General features: G+C 57.8%; 23 protein-coding genes. 11 read left to right on the top strand and 12 right to left on the bottom strand.

Translation table 11 applies throughout. The annotated features are described in order from the left end of the window. The first annotated feature begins 50 nt into the window (after positions 1–50). The 7 genes from JN414_RS09405 (at position 51) to JN414_RS09375 (ending at position 6,789) form a co-directional block, all read left to right on the top strand. Positions 51–1,298 (top strand): hypothetical protein, encoded by a 1,248-nt coding sequence (locus tag JN414_RS09405; protein WP_202207665.1) that lies wholly within the window; start codon positions 51–53, stop codon positions 1,296–1,298. Further along, positions 1,295–2,155 carry a hypothetical protein gene (locus JN414_RS09400; protein ID WP_202207664.1) on the top strand — a complete coding sequence of 287 codons (861 nt, stop codon included), beginning with the start codon at positions 1,295–1,297 and terminating at the stop codon, positions 2,153–2,155. Before JN414_RS09405 ends, JN414_RS09400 begins: the two co-directional genes overlap by 4 nt. Beyond that, positions 2,152–2,673, top strand: coding sequence for a hypothetical protein (locus JN414_RS09395; protein ID WP_046901257.1), 522 nt, complete (start codon positions 2,152–2,154; stop codon positions 2,671–2,673). Before JN414_RS09400 ends, JN414_RS09395 begins: the two co-directional genes overlap by 4 nt. Next, a complete protein-coding gene (locus tag JN414_RS09390) occupies positions 2,673–3,764 on the top strand; it encodes a hypothetical protein (protein ID WP_202207663.1) in 1,092 nt (363 codons plus the stop codon). The genes JN414_RS09395 and JN414_RS09390 overlap by 1 nt, the downstream gene beginning before the upstream one ends. Further along, positions 3,734–5,200 (top strand): hypothetical protein, encoded by a 1,467-nt coding sequence (locus tag JN414_RS09385; protein ID WP_237389966.1) that lies wholly within the window; start codon positions 3,734–3,736, stop codon positions 5,198–5,200. The genes JN414_RS09390 and JN414_RS09385 overlap by 31 nt, the downstream gene beginning before the upstream one ends. Positions 5,201–5,214: 14 nt before the next feature. Further along, on the top strand, positions 5,215–5,682 hold the full coding sequence (locus tag JN414_RS09380) for an NADH-quinone oxidoreductase subunit B family protein (RefSeq protein WP_202207802.1): 468 nt from the start codon (positions 5,215–5,217) through the stop codon (positions 5,680–5,682). 120 nt (positions 5,683–5,802) lie between these two features. After that, positions 5,803–6,789: an ROK family protein gene (locus tag JN414_RS09375; RefSeq protein WP_202207801.1), complete on the top strand. Its 987-nt coding sequence runs from the start codon at positions 5,803–5,805 to the stop codon at positions 6,787–6,789. Positions 6,790–6,873: 84 nt separating this feature from the next. On the opposite strand, the gene JN414_RS09370 is transcribed toward JN414_RS09375, so the two are convergent. The 3 genes from JN414_RS09370 to JN414_RS09360 all read right to left on the bottom strand — a co-directional run bounded on the left by JN414_RS09370 (position 6,874) and on the right by JN414_RS09360 (position 9,225). Then, entirely contained in the window at positions 6,874–7,755 is an 882-nt protein-coding gene (locus JN414_RS09370) for a phosphatidylcholine/phosphatidylserine synthase (protein WP_046901261.1), read from the bottom strand. A gap of 14 nt (positions 7,756–7,769) precedes the next feature. Continuing rightward, entirely contained in the window at positions 7,770–8,447 is a 678-nt protein-coding gene (locus JN414_RS09365; protein WP_046901262.1) for a phosphatidylserine decarboxylase, read from the bottom strand. Positions 8,448–8,508: 61 nt separating this feature from the next. Then, positions 8,509–9,225, bottom strand: a complete 717-nt coding sequence (locus tag JN414_RS09360) for a methyltransferase domain-containing protein (RefSeq protein ID WP_202207662.1) — start codon at positions 9,223–9,225, stop codon at positions 8,509–8,511. A 40-nt stretch (positions 9,226–9,265) separates the two neighbouring features. Between JN414_RS09360 and gloB the strand changes: the two genes are divergently transcribed. Beyond that, entirely contained in the window at positions 9,266–9,982 is a 717-nt protein-coding gene (gloB, locus tag JN414_RS09355; RefSeq protein ID WP_202207661.1) for a hydroxyacylglutathione hydrolase, read from the top strand. A gap of 54 nt (positions 9,983–10,036) precedes the next feature. Here gloB and JN414_RS09350 read toward each other — a convergent pair whose 3' ends face one another. The 8 genes from JN414_RS09350 to JN414_RS09315 all read right to left on the bottom strand — a co-directional run bounded on the left by JN414_RS09350 (position 10,037) and on the right by JN414_RS09315 (position 17,163). Next, entirely contained in the window at positions 10,037–10,192 is a 156-nt protein-coding gene (locus tag JN414_RS09350) for a DUF2474 domain-containing protein (RefSeq protein ID WP_086633006.1), read from the bottom strand. 19 nt (positions 10,193–10,211) lie between these two features. Then, on the bottom strand, positions 10,212–11,237 hold the full coding sequence (gene cydB, locus JN414_RS09345) for a cytochrome d ubiquinol oxidase subunit II (protein ID WP_202207660.1): 1,026 nt from the start codon (positions 11,235–11,237) through the stop codon (positions 10,212–10,214). A gap of 6 nt (positions 11,238–11,243) precedes the next feature. Continuing rightward, complete coding sequence (locus tag JN414_RS09340) at positions 11,244–12,668, bottom strand: cytochrome ubiquinol oxidase subunit I (protein ID WP_046901266.1); 1,425 nt, start codon at positions 12,666–12,668, stop codon at positions 11,244–11,246. A gap of 210 nt (positions 12,669–12,878) precedes the next feature. Further along, positions 12,879–13,955 carry a DUF2125 domain-containing protein gene (locus JN414_RS09335; protein WP_202207659.1) on the bottom strand — a complete coding sequence of 359 codons (1,077 nt, stop codon included), beginning with the start codon at positions 13,953–13,955 and terminating at the stop codon, positions 12,879–12,881. Positions 13,956–14,205: 250 nt separating this feature from the next. Beyond that, the gene (locus JN414_RS09330; RefSeq protein WP_202207658.1) at positions 14,206–14,955 is read right to left on the bottom strand and encodes a 1-acyl-sn-glycerol-3-phosphate acyltransferase; all 750 of its coding nucleotides are present in this window, start codon (positions 14,953–14,955) and stop codon (positions 14,206–14,208) included. A gap of 44 nt (positions 14,956–14,999) precedes the next feature. Next, positions 15,000–15,641 carry a YdcF family protein gene (locus JN414_RS09325; protein WP_373687864.1) on the bottom strand — a complete coding sequence of 214 codons (642 nt, stop codon included), beginning with the start codon at positions 15,639–15,641 and terminating at the stop codon, positions 15,000–15,002. After that, positions 15,590–16,489 (bottom strand): ABC transporter permease, encoded by a 900-nt coding sequence (locus JN414_RS09320; RefSeq protein ID WP_202207657.1) that lies wholly within the window; start codon positions 16,487–16,489, stop codon positions 15,590–15,592. The genes JN414_RS09325 and JN414_RS09320 overlap by 52 nt, the downstream gene beginning before the upstream one ends. Continuing rightward, entirely contained in the window at positions 16,486–17,163 is a 678-nt protein-coding gene (locus JN414_RS09315; RefSeq protein ID WP_046901269.1) for a cell division ATP-binding protein FtsE, read from the bottom strand. Before JN414_RS09315 ends, JN414_RS09320 begins: the two co-directional genes overlap by 4 nt. 122 nt (positions 17,164–17,285) lie before the next feature. Between JN414_RS09315 and JN414_RS09310 the strand changes: the two genes are divergently transcribed. Further along, positions 17,286–17,753: a zinc-ribbon domain-containing protein gene (locus JN414_RS09310; RefSeq protein WP_202207656.1), complete on the top strand. Its 468-nt coding sequence runs from the start codon at positions 17,286–17,288 to the stop codon at positions 17,751–17,753. A gap of 9 nt (positions 17,754–17,762) precedes the next feature. On the opposite strand, the gene JN414_RS09305 is transcribed toward JN414_RS09310, so the two are convergent. Then, positions 17,763–18,173, bottom strand: coding sequence for a hypothetical protein (locus tag JN414_RS09305; RefSeq protein ID WP_086633011.1), 411 nt, complete (start codon positions 18,171–18,173; stop codon positions 17,763–17,765). A 117-nt stretch (positions 18,174–18,290) separates the two neighbouring features. Here JN414_RS09305 and JN414_RS09300 point away from each other — a divergent pair, with 117 nt between their 5' ends. Both JN414_RS09300 and JN414_RS09295 read left to right on the top strand, forming a co-directional pair. Continuing rightward, the gene (locus tag JN414_RS09300) at positions 18,291–20,111 is read left to right on the top strand and encodes an ATP-binding protein (RefSeq protein WP_202207655.1); all 1,821 of its coding nucleotides are present in this window, start codon (positions 18,291–18,293) and stop codon (positions 20,109–20,111) included. After that, complete coding sequence (locus JN414_RS09295) at positions 20,108–22,009, top strand: response regulator (protein ID WP_202207654.1); 1,902 nt, start codon at positions 20,108–20,110, stop codon at positions 22,007–22,009. The genes JN414_RS09300 and JN414_RS09295 overlap by 4 nt, the downstream gene beginning before the upstream one ends. The last annotated feature ends 34 nt before the right edge of the window (positions 22,010–22,043 follow it).

The following is a 22,043-nucleotide window of genomic DNA, read 5'->3' as shown; positions in this document are numbered from 1 at the left end:
CTTTTTCTGCCCTGTTTCATACTGATCCGGTCTCTCTTTGCCTTGCGGCATTGACGTTCCCTGCTGCTCTTAAGACAGACCGGGAAAGCCGTGTTGGCGGGGGGCGCTTTGCACTCCCGGCAGCTCTTGCGGCTGTATTGTTAACGTCTGCCCCGGCTGTTGCTGTAGCGATTGGCGTGCTGATGACGCAGGAGCGCAAAGCGTGCCCGGTATGGTGGGCGCTGCCAGCTCTCGTATGCTCGGCGTTGATGCCAGACAGTACGTTGGCGCTTCTTTCTCTCTTTCCGGTGCTGTTCTGGCCTGCGCTCTTCACCCGTGAGGGTGCGCTGTTTCCGGCGTTATCGTCTGTTCTTGCCGTTGCGCTTGTCTGGCATGCGGGGGCCGTGGTCCCTATCGGCTGTACAGCGGGACTGGCGGCTCTTGTTTTGCTCGTTTTGGGGCGCAGCGTGTTCTGGGGAATTTCCCCGGGCGATCTGGGACTGGTCCGGCCTGCCATTCTGGCAACGCTTCTGATTGCTGCGCAGGATGAGGGCATGGGAACAGGCGCGCGGATTGCGCTTGAAAGCCTGTTGCTGGATTTGACCCTGATAACGCTGTCCGTTCCGGTGCTGAGACTGATGCCGGTCCTCGTGACGTTGCGTCTGCCGTTTCCGCCCCTGCCAGGGTTTCTCGTGTTGTGGCTGGGAATTCACGCTGCGCTGGGGCTGGCTGCCGGTGTGCAGGGCTGGAGCGTGATTGGAGTGCTTGTGGCGCTTCTGATCGGCCTAATTTCACTGTTTGATGTTTTGACTGTGGGGCGTCGGCCCGACACGGGCGTTTTGCCTATCGGTCCCGCTGGTGCTGCCTGCGGGGTTATTTTGGGCGCGCTACTGCTGCCGGTGGCAGTGTTTGGTGTGTTCAGTCCCGTGCTTCATCACGTCGAGGGAGAGTGGGTCTGGCCGTTCTGGTCTTTGGGTGGCGGAGATGGCGCGCACCTCAAGGTGCCAGCTGTGATGTTAATTCTCAGTGTGTTGTGGCTGTTCTTTGTAAAATCGTGGCGCACGGAGCGCGGTCTTGAAAAGGCGATCGCGAACTTACTGCTTCCGGGGACGCAGACAGGCCGATCAGAGACAGGACTCTTCGAAGAACCTCCGGCTCTGCCCTGGATCATGCGTCGTTTGATTGTCGGGGGTCGGATCCGTCTTCAGGCGCTGGCGGCGCTTAAGAGCGGTCAAATGCCAGATATGCGGCAGATGGCGGTGGGGCTCTGGCTTGTGCTGCTTGCGCTTGTTCTGGTGGTGCTGGGTCTGACGGCATGATGATGACCGGTTTATGGGCTGTCGCCCAGACGTTGTTTCAGCTTTTTATTCTTCTGGCTCTGGCGCCTGTCATGGGGTGGGCGCTGGCAGAGTTGCCTCGCTGGATAAATGGCGAAGCCATTTGCGGGCCTCAGCGTCGGATGCGTAGGGCAATCCGTTTTTGGGGCGTTGTCTTAAGGCAACCTGTTGCACCGAGACTGGCGCTTGTCTTGGCCATTGCATTGTTGATCTTTGTTGTTCTGCCTGCGGTGACGACGGGGGGGGCATTTGTTTCTCTCGCCAATCCTCTGCTGATCGGCCTTTTGCTGCTGGCCGGTCGCCTCATGTTAGGCGTTCCACAGCAAAGGGAAGAATGGCGGCGGGTTCTTCCTGCCGTTCTGGTTCTCTGCCTGACGGAAGCCTTGATTGCGCTTGCGGCACCGGGTGCGGATGGTCTGGGGGGCTTATGTGCCATGTTGCACATTGAGCCAGCACCAGGGCTGGAAGGCGCGCTGGGCGCATGCGCATTGGCGTTGGCGATTTCCTGCCCGCCTCTGCGTGAAGACGATATGATCCAGCGTCTGGATGGCGAAAAAAGCCGTCAGGTTCGTGAGATGTCGCGGAATGTTGTGGAAGTTCTGAATATGGCCTGGCTTCTGCTGCTGGCTGATCTCGCTCTGCCGATTACGGTTGGTCTGGGTGGAAGCGATGTGACGGGCTGGTTTGTAGGATTGGGTGGTCTGTTGGGTCGACTTGCTCTTGTGGTGGTCGTGCTTATGGGGCTGAGGCTCACCGCACAGGAACGCAGTGAACGACTGACGGCGCTATTTGCCGGAGTGGCGCTTTTGCTCGCGCTCGCCGGGAGGTTTGCGACATGATTGTCGGATTTGGCGTGCTCCTGCTGCTGGCGCTTGCCGGGCTGGGGCGAGATGGACGAGGCCTGCCGCTTTACGGTCTGGTATGTGCTTTTGCAGGGGCGACAGTCTGTGGAGGGCTTCTGGCGCTGCTCACCTCGATCGCATTAATCGGTCTGAATATTGGTGCCTGGATATGGCTCAGGCGGTTCGCTGGTCATGTGCCAGATCGCGGTGCCGTGCTGCCTGTGGTCGGGGCGTTGCTTCTGCTGCTGGCACTAGGTCTCTCAGGTGCGAGTCTTGGGTTGGCGCCTGTGTTGGGAGCGGGAGCAGTTCTGGTGGGCCTTTGTGGCGCTGCTTTCGGCCCAGCCCTTGTGCAGTTTACAGGGCTGCTGATGGCTGCTGACGGACTGATTGTCATGGCGTGTGTTCTTCAGTCGTGGCCGTTCTTTGCTGCGGCTGTAGCGCTATGGGGTGTTCTGGGCGCACTGGGGATGACGCTGTTGCCACGCCTTGCCTGGCGGCGGGTGGAGGAAAACTGATGCATCCACTTGCTCCCGTTGGAACGCTGTTTGCCGTGACAGTCTGGCCGCTTCTGGCCGCTTTTCTGCTGCTCATGACCCCGCCAGGCCGACAGGCTGTCAGCAGTCGCACGTTTGCGATTGCTGGTGCTCTCATGACCCCCGTTGCAGTTTGGCTGATGCCGGGTGCGGATGCGCTCGCCGCCGCGTGCTCCTGCGTGGTTGCAGTCATCCCGCTTCTGTTGCCGCCTGCGGGAGACCGGGTAGGACGTATTTTGCCCTTTCTGGTGACTGGATGCGCTTTGATGGCCCTGAATGTTCATTCAGCTTTCGCCGTTACGGTGCTGTGTGGCGCAGGAACGGTTCTCTGGGCTTGGCGCGAGGGCCGGGGGGCGCAGAAGGCTGCCATTGTCTGGGATATGGCGAGGTCACGTCTCGGTGGCGTTATTCTGGGAGTGCTGGGGGCGTCCCTGCTGTCGATGGACCAGTCTCCTCTGGGGCCAGTTCTGCTGACAGTCGGGTTGTGCATGATGGCTGGTTTAGGGCCGTCTCCCGTCCCGGAACCTGATGCCGTGTTGCTTGATACGGGCTTGAGGTTTGCGGCCATTCTGCTGATGTTGCGACTGGACGGACACCCGCTCGTTCATATTCTGGTACTGGTGGCTGGATTGGGGACTCTGATCATGCGGATGGCAGGCCAGTCCCGAGGGCGCGGTGTCTTTTTGCCCATTCTGTCCTCGCTGGGGGCGATTGCCGCGGCAGTTGGTGAAGGAAGTGCAATTGTCCTTCTTTTAGTGGCGTCTGTCGGATTGGCTGTTTTGGAACGTCAGAATGACGGACGTCGATACGAAATGGTTGCTGCTGGTGTAGCGCCTTGGCCGGTCTTTTGCGCGTTGTTGGCGATTGGTCGCTCTCTCGAGCCACTGCTCCTCGTGCTGATGATCGTTTGTCTACTTCCCGGGTTGAGGCAGGTTCGTCTGGCCGGGCTGATGCCGTCCGGTCTTAGTCTCAAGGGTGGCATTGTTCCAGCCGTTGAGGTTGTTCTTCTGCTTGTCGGTCTTTGCGGGCCGCTGCTTCTGGCATGGCATCCAGCGCCTGGGTGGCGGCCATGATGAGCATGGAACGCATCATTCGGAGTGGTGAGCGGGTTGCACTGGCGCATTACCATCTTGATCCCGAGCAATGGGAAGCGATGCTGACTGCACCCGGCAGAGCTTTGTCACTGTTGTCCTGCTGGGCGGATGAGCAGCGTGTTTACGTGCTGTTGCTGGACGGCGATTGCCCTTTGATGGCCAGTACGGCGGTGGAAGATCGTCGCTATCTGGCGCCATCTTCACGTTTCCCTGCGGCGGAGTGGGGGGAACGCGTAGCCTATGATCTCTGGGGCGTTGAGGCCATGAGTGCCTGCGGAGATGGTCGTCCTGCCCTTGATGATGGTTTCTGGGAAACGACATGGCCGCTTTCCTCACGGCCGGGGCCTGGAGGGCAGGCTATGCCCTTGCCTGCGGGCCGTAGCCGCCTGCGAGCGGAAACAACAGGATTGAGTGGTCCGCTCGAACTCTCTTTTGATGTTGTGCGCGGCGCAGTGCAAGGGCTGGCCGTCGATGCCGGGCTGGCTCATCGCGGTGTGTTGCAACGCATGGTTGGATTGTCGCCTGAAGAGGCACTCCCGCTGGTTTCCCGTATGACGGCTGGAGGTTTTGTTGCTCATCCAATGGCGTTTTCCCGGGCTGTTGCCCAAGCGCGCGGGTTGCAGCCGGGTCCAGGGACGCGGGATGCCTGGATGATCCTTCTGGAAATCGAGCGAATTTCCGTCCACCTCTTCGATATGGCGAGAACAGCACGTGCCGTGGATGCGGGGCTGCTGGCAACACACTGTGAGCATGCGCGGGAGGCTATTGCCGCTGCTTGTGCAGAGCAGGGCGTACCGCGCCGACTGACGGACGTGATTACGTGCGAGGGTGTGCGGTCTGGTTTGGAAATCGTTCCGCTGGCTCAAGCTGTTCTGGAGGTCATGTACTCTCGCATGGCGCAACTGCGCGAACTGCAATCCGTATTTGCACCCCGTTTGAAGGGACTGGCTGTTTTGGCGCCCGCGCAGGCACGTGAATTTGCAGTGGGTGGTCTGGTCGGTCGGGCATCAGGTAGAAGTCTGGATGTACGTCGCAGGGAAGTCGGTATGCGGCTGGATGCTTTGCGGGCAACAGGCTCAAGCGATGGCGATGCGGCGGCCCGAGATGCGTTACGTTTGACGGAAATCCGGGACTCTCTGGCTTTAATTAAGCGGATTTTGGGGAGCATCGGCATGGATGATGACGAGCCCGCACCTGAAGCCACGCAGGAAGGCATTGGCGCGGCTGAAGGGGCGAGAGGTGACGTCTGGTATTGGGTCCGCCTGAAGAATGGGAAGATTGAGTCTGTCCATGCCCGAGACCCGGCTGTCTCTTTGCTGCCCGTTCTGCATCGCGTGTTGCAGGGAGAGGTTCCAGAGCGTTTGAGCGCCGGGCTAAAGTCTCTCGCTTTGGCCCCGTCTGGAGTGGCGATGTGACAGCATTGCAGACTATGGGCCCACTCAGTGTGTTGCACGCTTTCCTGAATGTCTCGCGGTGGAGATTATCTGCTGACAAAGGCACGTCTGTCCGTCCCGATACGATCAAATTGTACGTATTGGAGACCGGCGGATGTGAAGGCTGCGCCATGGAAGTGGAGAGTTTATGCGGCAGTGCTTTCGCTCTTGAGCAATATGGCTTCGCACGCGTTACCGATCCGGCAGATGCCGACTGGCTGTTGGTTACGGGTCCGATGGGCAGGGCCTGTGTTCAGATGCTTGAGCGGGTCTGGAATGCGATGCCGGCTGGAAAAAGTCTGGTGGCTGTAGGGGCTTGCGCTGTTGATGGCGGGATGTTCGGGCCGAATTATGCCACTTTGGGAGGCTTGAAAGCGCTCACGCCGGTCCGTCGGGCTATTCCAGGATGTCCTCCGTCTCCCCAGGACATTCTTGTGGGTCTTCAGCGTCTCGCTGAGGGATGAATGGCGGAGTTTGACCAGAACTCGATCCTACAAAAACAGAAACATTGATTTTTTGTGATCGGATGACTTGCCGACAGAGGCTTTCACGTTCAATCAGACGAGCGCATACAGTGCGTTAATCTGTTTTCAGGCTCTCTTTTCAGACGGCCGCCAAACAACACAGGGCATGAGACGGCTGACTATCGCCTTGGTATTGATCTCGGTGGAACCAAGATCGAGATCGCAGTTCTTAATCGTCAGGGCGATCTTGTCCTGCGTGAGCGAATTCCCAATCCAGGTGTTTATCCGGAAGCGGTTCTTGCGATCCGTGATCTCGTGACGAGCGTGGACCACCGTCTGGGGGCTGTTCCCAGCCACCGTGTGTCTGCCGGTCAGAGCACGTCCACGCTGGGTATTGGCATTCCAGGATCGATTTCTCCGGAGACGGGGCTGATCAAGAATGCCAATGCGACCTGGCTGAACGATCAGCCTTTTGGCATGGATCTGGAATCGGCCCTGTCCCGTCCTGTTCGCACCGAGAACGACGCGAACTGCTTTGCGCTGTCTGAGGCCGCCGATGGTGCTGCCAAGGGCGCACAGACTGTTTTCGGCATTATTGTCGGAACGGGCATGGGCGCCGGCATTGTTAATAATGGCCGCGTGATTGAGGGTCGTCATCATATTGCGGGTGAGTGGGGGCATCTGCCGCTTCCCTGGCCGCTCCCTGAAGATGGTGAGCCGCGTCCTTGCTTCTGCGGAAACAAAGGCTGCATGGAGCGCTATCTTTCCGGTCCGGCTCTTGCTGCTGACTGGAAGGGCCCAGGTAACCGCAATACGGCTGGCATCGAAGATGCTGCTGCAAACGGCGATCAGGCTGCCATCCGCGCCCTGAACCTCTACATGGAGCGCTTTGCGCGCGCCTGTTCCCTCGCGATCAATTTCCTTGATCCGGACGTGATCGTTCTCGGAGGCGGAATTTCCAATCTGGCGTCTCTGTATGAGCGTGTTCCGCCGCTCCTGAGCAAGCACGTCATTACGCCGGTCTGCACAACGCCAATCGTCAAGAACCTGCATGGTGACAGCTCTGGCGTCCGCGGTGCAGCATGGCTTTGGGATGTCACGGAATAAGTATTTTCCGAATGGCTGGAAGACTGCTTCCAGCCATGTGGAGACATAAAAAAAGCCGCCGGTTATTCCGGCGGCTTTTTTTGTTCAGATTGCTTCTTCTTCAACCGTCTCGGACATGTCTTCAGCGGCCCGTTTCAGCCGGTGATAAGACCGGCGGGAAAAGGGCAGTATTGCGACATAGAACAGTCCGGCGGCGGCTAGTGCGCCCCACGGGTCTGCAACGAGAACGGCCGCATAGAGGCCCGTTCCCAGCATGAGCGGCAGAACATAGCGGGCCGGAACCTTGAAATTCTTGAAAGACCAGACCGGCAGCGTCGAGACCAGCAGCAGACCTGTCAGGATCAGGCAGACTGCCGAGACGATGGGTGCACGGGCGAAAGCTGCGAGGCCTTCGGCATGCATCCTGTCCGCCTCGAGCCCCAGAAATACAGGGAATAGAACGATACCTGCGCCAGCAGGGGCTGGTACGCCGGTAAAGAAGTTGGCGGAGTAATCCGGCTTGTCATCGTCATCCAGGCTTGCGTTAAAGCGTGCCAGACGAAGGGCCATGCAGACCGTGAACATGATGCAGGGGACAAAGGCATAGCGCCCGGCATCTTCAAGGCACCAGATCAGCAGCACGAATGACGGTGCGACACCGAAGCATACGAAATCTGACAGACTGTCGAATTCGGCGCCAAAACGCGTTGTGCCGCGCAGAAGGCGGGCAATTCGGCCGTCCAGTCCATCAATGCAGGCGGCGATCAGGAGGGCGACCGCTGCGTGTGCAAACTGGTGTTCCAGCGCAAAGCGCATCCCGCTCAACCCGGCACACAGGCCGAGCATGGTCAGGATGTTGGGAATCAGCCGGTTAAAGGACGGTCCCCGCACGCGTGTGCGGGGGGTGCGTCCCATGCGCCGCAGTCGGCGACGAATGCGGCGGCGTCTGGCAGGACGGTTGGGTTCAGCCGTCTCGGGAATGGTCATTGGCGCGTTCTGGCTCAGAGCTTCGCCAGGACGGTTTCGCCCCCGATCATGGTTTGGCCTTCAACAACGATCGGCTCAACACCCGGCGGCAGATACACGTCTGTGCGGGAGCCAAAACGGATCAGACCAAAGCGTTCGCCAGCTTCCAGATGCTCGCCTTCTTCAACGAAGCAGAGGATACGGCGCGCAATCAGGCCTGCGATCTGCACGACGCCGATATTGCGGCCGTCTGCAAGGGTCAGGCGAATTTCATTGCGCTCATTGTGCTCGGAGGCCTTGTCTAGGCTGGCGTTCAGGAACTTGCCTGCATGATAGGCAATCTTCGTGACCTGACCGGCTGCAGGCATGCGGTTGATGTGCACATCCAGCACGGAAAGGAACGTGGAGACGCGCCAGACCGGAGTTGTGCCCATTTCAAGCGCTGCCGGCGGAGCAACGAGGGAGACCGACGTTACGCGGCCATCTGCAGACGCCAGTACGAGATCTGATCCCGGTGGCGGTGTGCGCTTCGGGTCCCGGAAGAAGTACAGGCAGAAGGCAGAAAATGCGATGCCAGCCTTTCCGATGAGACGCGTGAACCGCCAGGGCGTCAGGCGCCCGATGATGCCAACGAAGGCACCAGCAGCGAGGAAGGGAGTCGCAGCGCGATGCGGCGGCGACAGGACAAGTTTGAGGGACTGGATCAACGACATGGAACGCACTCTTACGGCACAGGAAGCTAGGGTCAAGAATTCGCCACAAAGAAGGCGTTTTTCAGGCAGGTTCTGCAACCTGTCTGGGGACGGTCACACGCGCTTTTTCGTCCATCAGGGGTAGGCCTGCATAGACGTTCTTGCGAGCCACCACGATATGGACGCCCGCGCAGGGGTAGCGGATCATTTTTCCAACGCGCTCTGGAAGTGTGCCTGAAAGGCGCGACAGCAGAGCAGGAGGCGTCATGAGGGCGCCAGTGTGATGTTCGATTTGGAACAGTCCCTGCTCCAGCAGCCGCGTCAACTGTCTGGTGCTGAAGGGGACGCCGTGACCAAAAGGTGTTGCATCCGTATGAGCCCAGTAGCCGGAGCGGTTTGGTACGACGAGAATCAGGTAGCCGTCATCCGTCATGACTTTCCAGGCGGCGCGGAGAAACTCTGCTGCTGAACGGGTAAACTCCAGTCCATGAACGACCAGCACGGTATCCATCGACAGGTCATCGAAAGGCAGGCGCCCGCTCTCAATCAGGCAGTCCTGAACGATGTGGTGAAATGGGCGCTGGGTCTGGGGATGCTGCAAACGCGCAGAAATTGCGCACCCGGCTGTGGTAGGAAGATAGGGGCCGGGGTACCCTATCCCGAGCAGCCGACGCGCCCGGAGGTCTGGCAGGAGGCTGTTCAATCTTCGGTTGAGGAGGCTGGCTGTGCGTTGGCCTGCCCAGCTTTGATAGAAAGCGGCAGCATCTTCGGAACGGGTGCGTGTCAGGCGCGTCAGCATGGAAGTATCTAACCAGCAAGCTCAGTTCAGGGGAACTGTCATGTCACTTGATATTCAGCCCATTCCGGTTTTGTCAGACAATTATGTCTGGCTTTTGAAAGCAGAAGACGGGACGCGGGCTGTCGTGGACCCAGGCGAAGCTGGCCCAGTCATGGACGTGTTGGGAGAAGGGCGTCTCGATCTGATTCTTCTGACGCATCACCACGCGGATCACACGGCAGGGGTGGAAGCCCTTCGCGAGCGATATGGCGCGAAAGTGTTCGGCCCATCTCAGAAGCAGGAATGGCTTCCTAAGCTGGATCGTGGCCTTGGAGACGGTGACAGTTTTTATATCGGATCTACGAAAGTGGATGTTCTTCTAACGCCGGGACACGCTGTCGGGCATCTTTCCTATATTGTGCCTGAAGTGCCTGCGTTGTTCTGTGGTGATGTGCTGTTCAGTGTCGGATGTGGGCGCCTGCTGGAGGGGACAGCAGAGGAGCTGTATCGGAGTCTCCATCGTTATGATGCACTGCCTGATAACACGCTGGTTTGTGCCGGACATGAGTACACCCGCTCGAACATCGCTTTTGCATTACATGTCGATCCAGACAATCAGGCTCTGAAAGCGCGGGCAGCGGAAGTGGAAACGCTTCTGGAAGCGGGGAGACCGACATTGCCAGTCTCTCTGGGAGCGGAGCGGGCCACGAATCCATTTCTGCGAGCGTCCGATGTGGCGCAGTTTGCGGACTTGCGTCGGCAGAAAGATACCTTCTGAGGGCATGAAAAACCCCGCCTTTCAGGGGCGGGGTTTTTCTTTGGGAGGCCTCGGTTAGTGATGGCCGCCGAAGATGATCCTCTTGAGGAGTTCAGCTCCCACGCCAACGACGAGGACACCGCTGAGCCAGAAGAGTACGAACCATCCCACCCGTTTCATCCAGGCGACGGTGCCGGTTTTCTGGTTGGGCTTTCCGTACTCGATTCTCATGGCGCGAACTCCCTGAAGGTCAGTGGTAGTGATGCTCGTTCGTCACTTTTCCACGGAACACGTAGTAGGAATAAATCGTGTAGCCGAGGATGACTGGCAGCAGGAACATCGCACCGAACAGGACGAAAGCCTGACTGCTTGGTGGCGAAGAGGCCTGCCAGATCGTGATGGTCGGCGGCACGATATACGGCCACACGTTGATCCCGAGACCGGAAAAGCACAGGAAGAACAGACCCAGTGTCGAGATGAACGGCAGCAGGTGAGACTTGCGGTTACGCAGGCCCAGGAACAGCGCGCCAGCAACAGCTACGACAGCGACCGGAACCGGCAGGACCAGAGCAAGCTGCGGCCATTCAAGCCAATGCTGCATGTAGGTCGTGTGAAGCTGTGGCGTCCAGACGGATACAGCGACGATCGTCAGCAGCATCAGGCCGGCAAGGCCATAGGAGACACGACGCATCGTATCCTGCAGTTCGCCTTCACAGCGCCAGATGAGCCATGTGGAACCCAGAAGCGCGTAGCCGATTGTGACGGCTGCACCACAGAACAATGCAAACGGCGTCACCCAGTCCAGCGAGGTTCCGACGAACACGTTGTTCTGGACAGGAATGCCCTGCACCAGCGTCCCGAGGATCACACCCTGCATGAATGCTGCAACGATGGAGCCACCGCAGAAGGATGCATCCCAGAACAGCTGTGAACCGGGAGATTTCATCTTGAAGCGGAACTCGAAGGAGACACCGCGCAGGATGAGAGCCAGCAGCATGAACAGGATGGGCAGGTACAGCGCGGGAAGGATCGTGCCGTAAGCGACCGGGAAGACGCCGTAGAGGGCGGCGCCGCCGAAGATCATCCAGGTTTCGTTGCCGTCCCAGACAGGGGCGACTGTGTTGACCATGACGTTGCGGTGATCGTGGTCCCGTTCCTTGAGGAACAGGACGCCGATGCCCAGGTCGAAGCCGTCAAGGATGACGTAGAGGAAGATGGCAGAGGCCGCGAGAACGGCCCAGACCACGGGAAGCCAGAAAGCGGCGGATTCGGTCATGATCGCTTACTCCGCCAGACCAGCATTGTGGGGGTGATGTGAGACCTGCGTGGTACCAGCGGACATCTGCGGCTCGTGCTCGGACGGACCTTCCTCACCAGAGTGAGGCTCTTCTGCGAAGCTGCGCAGGAGAATTGTGATGCCACCTGCGAAGACCACAAAGTACACAATCACGAAGGCAACCATCGACGTCGCCATGCTCGGCAGAGCGATCTGGGAGACACTGTCGGAGGTCTTCAGGAGGCCATAAACCGTGTACGGCTGACGGCCGACCTCAGTCGTGATCCAGCCACACAGCAGAGCAATGAAGCCTGCCGGGGACATCCACAGAGCGACACGATGGAGCATGGCGTTGCTGTAGAGGCTGCCCTTCCAGCGCAGGAAGAGAGACCACAGACCAACCAGAACCATGAGCGAGCCAAGCGCGATCATGATGCGGAAGGAGAAGAACAGCAGAGGTGAATACGGACGCAGATCCTTCGGGTAGTCCTTGAGGCCCGGCACTTTGCCATCGAGGCTGTGCGTCAGGATCAGGGAGCCGAGGAGCGGAATCTGGACCTTGTAGTGCGTCGTCTCGTTTTCCATGTCCGGAATACCGAACAGGATTTCCGGCGCGCGGCCTTCGGAGTCCCAGTCGCCTTCCATCGCGGCGATTTTGGCAGGCTGGTATTCCAGCGTGTTCAGACCCTGCGTGTCACCCGCCAGAAACTGGACCGGAGCGACGATCGCGGCCATCCACATGGCCATGGAGAACATCAGGCGGACCTGTTCGGACGCCTGGCGCCCTTCACGACGGGCCTTCAGCAGATGCCAGCCAGCGACACCAGCCACGATGAACGCGACGGACAGGAACGCTGCCAGTCCCATGTGCACGAGGCGGAACGGGAAGGACGGGTTGAAGATGATCTGCCACCAGTTACCCGGCAGGAAGCGACCTGTAGCTTCATCAATGATGTAGCCCTGCGGCGTCTGCATCCAGGAATTGGAAGCGAGAATCCACGTCATGGAGATCAGCGTGCCGATCGAGACCATGCAGGTGGCGCCGAAATGCAGACCTTTGCCCACGCGGTTCAGGCCAAACATCATGACGCCGAGGAAGCCAGCTTCAAGGAAGAAGGCCGTCATCACTTCGTAGGCCAGCATTGGGCCGAGGATGGGGCCAGCCTTCTGCGAGAACTGGGACCAGTTAGTCCCGAACTCGTAGGACATGACCAGACCGGAAACCACGCCCATCGCGAATACGACGGAGAAGATTTTCAGCCAGTATTTGAAGAGATCCAGATAGGCGCTGCGTCCCGTCTTGAGCCAGAGGCCTTCAAGAACGGCGAGATAGGCAGCAAGCCCGATCGAGAATGCCGGGAATACGATGTGAAACCCGACTGTAAACGCGAACTGAAATCGCGCGAGAAATAAAGCCGACAGGCCAAACATTGCGATGGTGCCTTCTGCTTGGGAGGCGGACCGCAGAACCGGTCCGCATGGACCCGTCAGCTACGCTCGCACCCTAGAAGTCAGGAATGAGCTGAGATCATGCGCACCGCACTGCACACATGATCCGGATCTGAATCTTGAAAGCCGCAGCACGGGAAAAGTTTTCTTTCCGCGCCATGGTTTTGACAAAAATCAAAACATTCCCTGCGTCTACTCGCGCAAATGTGACGCGTCAATTTTTTGTGTGGAGATTGTTTGCAAAAGTTGTTCGAGAGCAGGTGCAGCATGACCGTTCACGACGGAAACTTCTGCGACAACAGGATGACTTTCTGCCAGTCCCGGTGAGGGCGTTGCGTACAAAATGTGCTCAAGAAAGACGCGCGTGTCTGGAGCAAGCGAGGCCTGAAGGCGCGGAATATTCAGGATTTTTTCGGCGGCATCATGCCAGTTCAGAAGCGTCAGGGTGAGGTGGCCGTTGAGCGCTGGGTATGTCAGTTCACCGGAAAAGGAAAAATGTGCAGAAGTCGCTTCCGACCCCATCGAAAATGATGCTGTCTGCACAAGTAGGCGCTCATAGCCATCAGGACTAAAAAGTGGACTTTCAGGATGTGTGCTGGACGTTGTGAGAGCTACCACGAGATGAGCGTTGTGCAGTGGATACTTGGCAGCATTCAAAAATGATGTGCTGAGGGTGGAAGACAACACATCCAGTCCGAGGCGTGTGGCTCCCGCTGGGGCCTGGGATTGGATGAGGATGCGTCCAGAAAGGCGGGACAGCGCGACTGTCTGATCCACAAGGTTCATTGCGACGGCGACTTGGGCAGAAGGAGCATGGAACATTACGGTTCCGTCCTCTGAGATGTGCAGTCTCAAAGTTTCTGTGAGAATGGTTGCTCTGGCCGAAGAAGTGATAATGCGCGCAGCCTGACGACCAGGAAGGGAGACGGTGAGGCCGTTTCTGACGAGTTCCGTCCATGGTCCGCCAAGCCTGAAAGTCTCACCTGCCCAACCAGCTTCGAATGGTTGGGCAGGAAAATTTTTATGGCTGAGTTGGGGTTTCTGAATTTCGATCCATGCTCCGAAAGGCCAGCCTCCACGTCGAACTTCTCCAGTCTCTACGGACCATCCTGTTGCTTTCAGGTTCGCGACTTCGTTTTCAATTTGTGCCTGCATTCTGGTGGTGACGTGATGCCACAGGGCGGTATCTGCAGCCGCCACAACTGTAATGAAACAGAAGATGACAAGCGTGATTTTCAGGTAACGGGCAGTATTGGAAACTGGGTTCACTGGGCCTGTCTTTGTGTAACTGGATAAAGAGGCTGGTTCGATGGACGGTATTTTATCCCCAAAACAGCATTCCGCGTGCAGTCATTGTTTGACAGCCGAGTCTATGGAAGGCGATCTGAGAAAATTGAGGTCAGGAAATAGCTGAAAACCGCAGAAAAACAGGGTTTTTTAGCTACGTATGGAAACTGTTGGGTTTCTTGAGATTCGCCCAAAGCCTGTCGCCCCAAAACTCCTTCTGTTCCGGCGGCTGTTAAACTCTCTGAAGCTCCACAGAGTTATCCACAGTATTGCGCGGTAATTCATGGGTTGCGCACAGTTCATCCCATGCTTCGTTCAGCGCGGTCGTGAAGCCGTCGCGTCCCTCTGTGGAGGGGAGTGGCGCGCCGATGACGACCTTCAAAACACCAGGTTTTTTCCGCCAGGGAGATCGGTCCCAGAAAAGGCCGGAATTGGTGGCGACCGGCACGACAGGGACATTAGCCTGTCGGGCTAAAGCAATAATGCCCGGTTGGATGGGGTGGCGCTCTCCGGGGAGTGTGCGTGTGCCTTCAGGAAAGATAATAATCTGTCTGTCAGATGCGTGAGCGCGTGCGCTGTCTTTCATCATGGTGCGCAGGGCTTTAGATCCGGCGCTTCGTTCCACAGGGATCATACCGCTCAGAACGAGCATGGGGCCGACGAGGGGTATTTTAGTCAGTTCCGCCTTGATGATGTAGGTCGGTAGGGGAACCAGATCCATCCAGACGAAGCCATCGAAGAAGGACTGATGCTGAGATGCAATCAGGCTTGGGCCTGCAGGAATATTATCCCGACCATAAACTTCAATTTTCACGGAGCAAAGCTGTGCAAATCCGAACAGCACTGCTCTGGACCACAGTTTGGCGTAAGAGAGTGCCAGATCCTGTCGCTTCATAAGGCGGATCGGGATTGCCCCGAGGCCCATGATGACTGTGAGGATCAGGAAATAAAGATTGAACAGCAGGCCGCGAAGAATGCTCATAATTTTGTCTGCTCACCAGAAAAGCTGCGGTTGCACAAGAGGCCTTAGTGAGGCGTAAGGCCAATCTTGCCGTCTGGTAAGCCCGTCAGATTACTAAGTTCTGCGCCCAGAAGTTTGAAATATTCCCGGATGAGTAAGTGCAGGGTCTGGCGGGACAGTGGCGCTTCCAGAGCTGGCGGGAGAACCGGATAAGGCACGAGTTCCAGATCTGGGGCAGTCCGGCTGAGCTCTATAATGGCGCGGCGAATGTGGTAGCCAGCGGTAACGACCAGCAGGCTGTGCATCTTGTGATCTCTGGCCCACGTCGTGATCTCATACGCATTACCAATCGTACTGACGGCGCGGCGGCCCAGAGTGACACGGCTGGCCAAATCGTTGGAAAGGGTCTGGTTCTGAAGGCGCACAAGTTGATCGAGTGTAACATGGGGCCCTACGCCAGAAATCAGTAGAAGCTGGCCATATCCGCCCTTGAGAAGGGTGAGGGAGGTTTCGATACGGGATTGGCCGCCTGTGAGGGTGACGATGCCATCGCAGACAGTGGCAACGTGCGGTGGCTGTCGGGAATCGTGGATGAACCAGACGAAGCCAGCCGACCAGAGCACGGCAATAAGAAACAGCGAGGAAAGAAAGGCCTTCACGGCAATCGACGAAGCCACACGAGCACAACGCCCTGAGCTGTGATCCATCCCAGAAGAGCCGCAATGACGGGCAGGGCACCGAGCTCTTTCAGGAGGCTGAGAGGTAAAATGCGGAGTGTCGTCCACCAGCCATCTAGTGTTGTCGGAAAGGTGCTTGGGACGGTGGCCTGATGCGTGAAGGGGGCGAGGGTTGTGGCAAGGGAGGTTGTCAGTGGCGTGAGGAGGACGAGGCCAGCCACGCCGCCCATAAAGCTGAGGAGTGCAGCCCGACCGGCAATATGGCTGGAAATTGTAAAGTCCCCGGCGCCAAGGGAATGCACGATTTCCACAGCCCGTTTCTGGGCAGCGACAGAGCGGCGGACAGTGATGCCAATGGATAAAACGGCAATCGCTGCGATCAGGATAACAGCAAGCCAGGCGCATCCGACGAGGCTTGTGCCCAAATGTTCAAGCCTCTGGCCCCACTGCATGTCTTCCTGAACAATGGCTTCGGGTAACGTCTCATGAACAGTGGAGCTTAGGTTAGCGTCAGGCGTGTGGGCGACGATGAGGACGGTGGGCAGTGAGAGGCCCGGCAAGCCTTTCCGTGAATCCGTAGGCTGGCCAAGCCAGGGCGCCAGTAGATCCTGCACTTTGTCTGTGGAAAGCTTTTGCAGGTTGGTAACGCCCGGCAAGGCTTTGAGAGCGTGAATGAGTGCGTCCGTGCGATCTGAGGCGTTTGGAATGTCCGTCGGGATTTCGATCGTTGCAGCACTTTGGGCCGCCTGCGCCCAGCCATCTGCAAGCGCTTGAACACCGGTCAAACCAGCAAGAGCCAAGCCAGCCAGCAGGGTCATGAGAGCAACAAGCAGAGGGAGGCTGCCTGAGCGCAGACCGGGAGAGACGCGGCGGCTCACGCTATCGCCTCATTTGCATGCGGATCGAGCGTGCCATCACGAAGCATGATGGATGGGGCGGGAGCATCGCGCACGAGGCCTTCGTTATGCGTCGCGACAATCACGGTTGTTCCCAGATCAATCAGTTCCTGGAACGTTGCAAGAAGGCGTCTGGCCTGAGAATCCTCAAGAGCGTTTGTTGGTTCATCGGCAAGAAGGATATCGGGTCGTCCGATCAGGGCGCGTGCAATGGCAACACGCTGCTGTTCGCCCCCGGAAAGAGTGGTCGGTCGGGAATGGGCATGCGGGGAAACATCCAGCCAGTCCAGGACGGCAAAAACCTCCTGTCGAATATCGCGTTCGGAGCGCCCGCGCAGACGCAACGGGAGGGCGACGTTGTCAAAAACATTCCACTCTCCGATCAGGCGGTAATCCTGTGGGACGAACCCGATACGTCTTCTCAGGTTCCGTAGAGTGCTTCGGCTGGCGCCCGTGACTGGGGTGTTGAGAATATCCATTTGGCCTGAGGCGGGTTTTGCCCCGAGTGTCAGAAGCTTGAGAAGGCTGGATTTGCCTGCGCCTGATGGCCCGAGAAGCCAGCGGAATTCTCCCTGAGGGATTGTCAGGGTCATGCCGTGCAGAACAGGCTGCCCAACGCCAGCAGGTTTCAGGGAGACATCGCGCAGGCGGATCATATGAAAACGATCAAAGGTGTTGCAGGCGTATTAACCATTTATTAACGACAACCTCGTCATATGGGCAACCCAGTTGAGGTCAGACCGAGGCCGGTACGGTCTGATTTTTGAAGGATACCGTGATGCGTGTTGAATGTCCCCACTGTCATGCTGTTTTTGAAGTGCCTGATTCACTTTTGGAGCAGGCGCGGCGGCTGCGTTGCGCGAACTGTGGGGATAGCTGGCCTTTACAAGAGGCGCAGGAGGCTGAGCTTGCGCAAATTCCGCCTGATGACTTGTCCTTGCTCAAGGCTGAGACTGAAGAGCCTCCAGGCCCTGAAACATCACAGTCTTATCCTGTTGGACTAAGCGCGTCCGAAGCACGGGACGCTGCGAAACATGCGTTTGTTCTACATTCCCGGACAGTAACCCACGGTCTGGGTAAACCCGAGACTGTCGGGACGAAAATGATTGGAAGTCTTGGGACTTGGAGTGCCGCGTGGGGGCTCAGTCTTGTGGTGGTCGGCGGAGGCGTGGCCGCACTATGGCACTGGAAGGCTGGGGAGCTCGTGACTTTATGGCCGGGTATCGGCCATCTCCTTACTCCCTGAGCCTGGGTCTTACATGTTGCGAGCGGCCAGTGCGGACAGGGTCGCTCCAATTGCGGCAAGTCCCATCAGGAGAAAGCCGTCGAACATGAGGGAGCCTGGGGTTAGCAGGTGACTGCCGATCTGAAGGTGGGTCGGCAGGGTGCCCGCCACATGGTTCATGATGTCTTTCGCCTGCGGGTCGGCACTCGCAGCACTTGTCGTAATGGCGTTCACGATGTGCGGAAGGATATACCAGCCAAGACCAAGAATCAGGAGAAGCGGAGCGAGAAGCTCTGCGACCTGCTGGGCAAAGTAGAAGGCGAAATAGCAGATGGACCAGATGCCCGTCCGGATCAGCGCGCCGGTTGAAAGAGGGCCGCTTTCCCCGCTGCGGGAGTTGAGCAGGCGATCCGTCAGGTTGCGCGAGGGCTGAATGTCCATGAGATACGGCTTCCACTGATCCGGTAACGGGAGTTATCTTCGCCCCTTGGAAATCGGACGAACATCAGCTTCGGACTAGCTGCAAGAGGCCGTTAATGCAAACATTCCGTCATTCTCATGCTGCATTCTGATCTTAAAGCTCCGCTCGGAGCCACAGAGACCGCACGTGTTCTGCTCGTGGAGCCGGATGATGCTCATGCCCAGCGGATCTGGCGTGTTCTTCTAAAGGAAGGCTTCACCGTGACCTGTCTCGGCAGCGGTGAAGCTGCTTTGGGAACGGTTGAGGATCTGATGCCTGACCTTGTGGTCGTGTGCTCTGAGCTGCCCGGCATGACGGGTGGGCAGTTGGCGCGGCGTTTGCGGTTGGATGCCCTGACACGCACCATTCCGATCCTGATGCTGACGGAAGATGCTTTTCCCGGCGGTGAGCGAGAGGGGCTGGAAAGTGGGGCAGATGCCTATATTTCCAAATCCGCTCATCCTGACCTGCTGGTGTTGCGGATGCGCGCTTTGCTTCGGGAAGGACCGGAGCTTCTTCAGGTGGATGAAGCCTCTCGCTTTCGCCGGGCAAGAATTGTCATCGTCAATTCTCCCCGTGAAGAGGAGGAAGACGAAGAGATTACTGAAGATGCACCTGAGACAACGTTGGGTGAGCTGCTCTGGCGTGATGGGCATACGGTCACGTCTATCGAGCGTTCAGACGATCTGATTGATGGTGGATGGTTGCGCGGCGCAGATGGTCCTGACTGTTTGGTTCTGGAACTGGGGAGCGGAGATGAGGATCTCAAGTTTTGCCGTCTTCTGGATGCACGCCGTCAGGCTGTTCTGGAAGCCGGTGGAATTCCGTTCCGAACGCTTGGTATCGTGGAGGCCTCACGCTTCCGGAGGCAATCTTCCGGTGAATTCTTCGAGGCCGGCATTGACGATCTGGTTCCCAGCGACATTGCCATCGAAGCCCTCGCCATGCGGATCAGGACGCTTGCGCAAAGACGTATGGCGCAGGATGAGTTCCGGCAGCAGGAAATTGAGCGGCAGCAGAATGCGCTTACTTTAGAAGCGGCAAGGGCGAAGGCCGAAATGGCTGAAGCACTGGCGCAGGCCAATATGGAATTAGCGCGCACAAACGAACAGTTGATTCAGGCGCAGTCGAAACTCGTGCAGACTGCCAAGATGGCTTCGTTGGGTGAGCTGGTGGCGGGTATCGCTCATGAGATTAACAATCCGCTAGCCTTCACAATCGCCCATGCCGACACAGTGGAGCGGACGCTCAAGCGCCTTCAGGCGATGGGGAGTCCAGAGGATGGGGCGCCGCTCATGCAGAAGGGGATTTCACGTCTGGAATCCATGAAGCTCGGGTTGCAGCGGATTCAGAATCTCGTTTTGAGTCTCCGGCGATTTTCCCGGCTGGATGAAAGTTCATTCCAGACAGTCGATGTTCCCAGTGCACTTGAGACAGCATTGGCGTTGCTGGGACATAAGCTTGGTCCGGACATTAGAATTGAAAAGGATTTGCAGGCTCCGGCGCATTTGGTCTGTCAGCCTGCGTTTCTGAATCAGGTGGTTATGAATATTATTTCCAATGCAGCCGATGCATTGGCTGACATCTCGCCTGAGGGCGGCCCTGTGCAGGGGCGTATTGTGATCAAGTCCCGTCTTGAAAATGGCCGGTATGACATGACGATCAGCGATGATGGCCCGGGTTTGCCGATGGAACTGAGAAATAGGGTGTTCGATCCGTTCTTCACAACCAAGCCGGTTGGAACAGGCACGGGGTTGGGGCTTGCGATCGCTTATAGTGTGATGGAAGCCCATGATGGCATTATCGAAATTACAGATGCCCATTTGCCGGATGGCCGTGGAATAGGGGCGTGTTTCCGGCTCAGCCTTCCCGTCACAATGACGGAAGACGGGCCGGTGGCAACGGGACGTTCCGTATGAGTGTGTGGAGCGTGAAGGGGCCATTACGTCCCCGTATTTTGCTGGTGGATGACGAGGAAGAAATCCTTGTCGCCCTGGAAGATCTGCTGGAAGACCAGTACGAAATTCTTGCAACGACGGATCCGCTGCGAGCTCTGGAGCTTTTGCGGGCGCATCCGGATGTTGCCACCATTATCTCCGATCAGCGGATGCCTGGACTGACGGGGGATCAGCTTTTGATGCGGGCGCGCGAGTTTTCGGATGCGCGCAGTATTCTGCTGACGGGCTATGCGGATTTGGATGCCGTGGTGTCTGCCCTGAACCTTGGACAGGTGCAGGCTTACGTGCACAAACCCTGGGATTCGGATGCGCTTCGGTCTTTGGTCGGGGAAGTGACGCAGCATTGTATTGCCCAACGGGCGCTGCAGACGGAGCAGGCTCTGTTGCGGGGCTTGATGGATGCCCTTCCGATGGGTCTTGTTTTTTCTGATGCTCAGGGGCGCTGTATTCGGAGCAATGTGAAAGACGTTGTACAGGATTTTAACGACGAACTGATGCACTTCCCGGAAGTACTGCGTGATGATGTTCAGCAAATGCGCGAGAATGTCCGTAGTACGGGGCAGGAAGAGCGACTGGTTGCTGAAGTTCTGCCCGATCATGACGGAGGAAGCGTTCAGCGCTGGCACGAATTGAGCCGCCTTTCTCTGGCGTGGCCGCAGGGCGTTCCGACGGAAGACCGATGGCAGGTCAGCATGGATCGGGACGTTACGCAGCGAGTGCTGATGGAAAGCCGTCTGCGGCAGGCGGACAAGCTTCAGTCTCTTGGTACGTTGGCTGGGGGGATCGCGCACGATTTCAACAATCTGCTTGCTGCTATTTCCGGGTCTCTGGAACTGCTGGAAGACATGGTGGACCTGGATGAGACATCCAGTGCTCTGGTGAAGAACGCTATGGAATCTGCGCAGCGTGGTGCTGTGCTGACACGGCGGCTACTTCAGTTTGGACGTCCGCGTGAAGCGCGTCTGGCGCCGGTGGCGTTGCAGGATCTTCTGCCGGGGCTGGAAGCGCTTCTGGTTCAAAGTCTCAAGCGGCGAAGCGGTGAAAAAAGTGTGGCCTGTAAACTGTCTCTTGAGGAAATGCCTGTTGATTTCCCCGCGGTCTGGTCGGATCAGGATCAGCTTGAAATGGCGCTTCTGAACCTCTGTGTGAATGCTCGGGATGCCATGACGCAGGGTGGGACAGTGTCGGTGTCGGCGCGTGTAGTGGGGCAGAAATTCACGACGCTGCCTCCGGAATGTTGCCTGGATCGTGCGGTGGCCATTGATGTGGTCGATGAAGGTGAGGGCATGTCACCCGAGGTGATGAAACGGATTTTCGATCCATTTTTCACCACCAAGGATGTCGGGCGTGGAACAGGGCTGGGCCTTTCCAGTGTGTATGGGTTCCTGAGCCGGAGTTATGGCGAAATCGTTGTGGACAGCACGCCCGGCAAAGGGACGTGCATGACATTGCTGCTTCCGGTCGTCAGGAGCGATGTTGTGGCAGATCGGGCTGCGGAAGATGAGAAACCGCGTTCCCTGAAGGTATTGGTTGTCGATGATGAGGCGCCGGTTCGCATGGTGACGGAGGGTTTTCTTCGTCAGGACGGGCATGAGGTTGCTTCTGCATCTTCTCTGTCCGAGGCTCTGGCGCTGACAGATGAAAAGGGACCCTTCGATCTGGCGGTGATTGATATGCGCATGCCCGACCATGATGGACCGACCTGTGCAGCCATCCTGATGGAAAAAATGTCGCATCTCAAAGTGCTGTTCATCAGTGGCCACACAGATACCCAGTCTGAAAATGAGCCATTGCCCAAGCCCTTTACGCAGAAGGGACTACAGGATGCGATCAGGCGGCTGATGCAGGAGGCAATATAACCTGACAGGAGAGGTCCTCTTGTCAGGCGCTATA

It is taken from the genome of Gluconobacter sp. Gdi (genome assembly GCF_014132155.1).
Lineage (GTDB): Bacteria > Pseudomonadota > Alphaproteobacteria > Acetobacterales > Acetobacteraceae > Gluconobacter.
Note: the sequence above shows the minus strand (reverse complement) of the source record. Positions and strands in the feature narration are given on the sequence as shown.

Bases quoted from the DNA above. Each gene is read 5' to 3' on its own strand.
- JN414_RS09400 (WP_202207664.1), top strand. From the start codon at position 1,295: ATGATGATGACCGGTTTATGGGCTGTCGCCCAGACGTTGTTTCAGCTT.
- JN414_RS09395 (WP_046901257.1), top strand. From the start codon at position 2,152: ATGATTGTCGGATTTGGCGTGCTCCTGCTGCTGGCGCTTGCCGGGCTG.
- JN414_RS09390 (WP_202207663.1), top strand. From the start codon at position 2,673: ATGCATCCACTTGCTCCCGTTGGAACGCTGTTTGCCGTGACAGTCTGG.
- JN414_RS09385 (WP_237389966.1), top strand. From the start codon at position 3,734: ATGGCATCCAGCGCCTGGGTGGCGGCCATGATGAGCATGGAACGCATC.
- JN414_RS09380 (WP_202207802.1), top strand. From the start codon at position 5,215: ATGGGCCCACTCAGTGTGTTGCACGCTTTCCTGAATGTCTCGCGGTGG.
- JN414_RS09370 (WP_046901261.1), bottom strand. From the start codon at position 7,755: ATGACCATTCCCGAGACGGCTGAACCCAACCGTCCTGCCAGACGCCGC.
- JN414_RS09365 (WP_046901262.1), bottom strand. From the start codon at position 8,447: ATGTCGTTGATCCAGTCCCTCAAACTTGTCCTGTCGCCGCCGCATCGC.
- JN414_RS09360 (WP_202207662.1), bottom strand. From the start codon at position 9,225: ATGCTGACGCGCCTGACACGCACCCGTTCCGAAGATGCTGCCGCTTTC.
- gloB (WP_202207661.1), top strand. From the start codon at position 9,266: ATGTCACTTGATATTCAGCCCATTCCGGTTTTGTCAGACAATTATGTC.
- JN414_RS09350 (WP_086633006.1), bottom strand. From the start codon at position 10,192: ATGAGAATCGAGTACGGAAAGCCCAACCAGAAAACCGGCACCGTCGCC.
- cydB (WP_202207660.1), bottom strand. From the start codon at position 11,237: ATGACCGAATCCGCCGCTTTCTGGCTTCCCGTGGTCTGGGCCGTTCTC.
- JN414_RS09340 (WP_046901266.1), bottom strand. From the start codon at position 12,668: ATGTTTGGCCTGTCGGCTTTATTTCTCGCGCGATTTCAGTTCGCGTTT.
- JN414_RS09330 (WP_202207658.1), bottom strand. From the start codon at position 14,955: ATGAGCATTCTTCGCGGCCTGCTGTTCAATCTTTATTTCCTGATCCTC.
- JN414_RS09325 (WP_373687864.1), bottom strand. From the start codon at position 15,641: ATGGATCACAGCTCAGGGCGTTGTGCTCGTGTGGCTTCGTCGATTGCC.
- JN414_RS09315 (WP_046901269.1), bottom strand. From the start codon at position 17,163: ATGATCCGCCTGCGCGATGTCTCCCTGAAACCTGCTGGCGTTGGGCAG.
- JN414_RS09310 (WP_202207656.1), top strand. From the start codon at position 17,286: ATGCGTGTTGAATGTCCCCACTGTCATGCTGTTTTTGAAGTGCCTGAT.
- JN414_RS09305 (WP_086633011.1), bottom strand. From the start codon at position 18,173: ATGGACATTCAGCCCTCGCGCAACCTGACGGATCGCCTGCTCAACTCC.
- JN414_RS09300 (WP_202207655.1), top strand. From the start codon at position 18,291: ATGCTGCATTCTGATCTTAAAGCTCCGCTCGGAGCCACAGAGACCGCA.
- JN414_RS09295 (WP_202207654.1), top strand. From the start codon at position 20,108: ATGAGTGTGTGGAGCGTGAAGGGGCCATTACGTCCCCGTATTTTGCTG.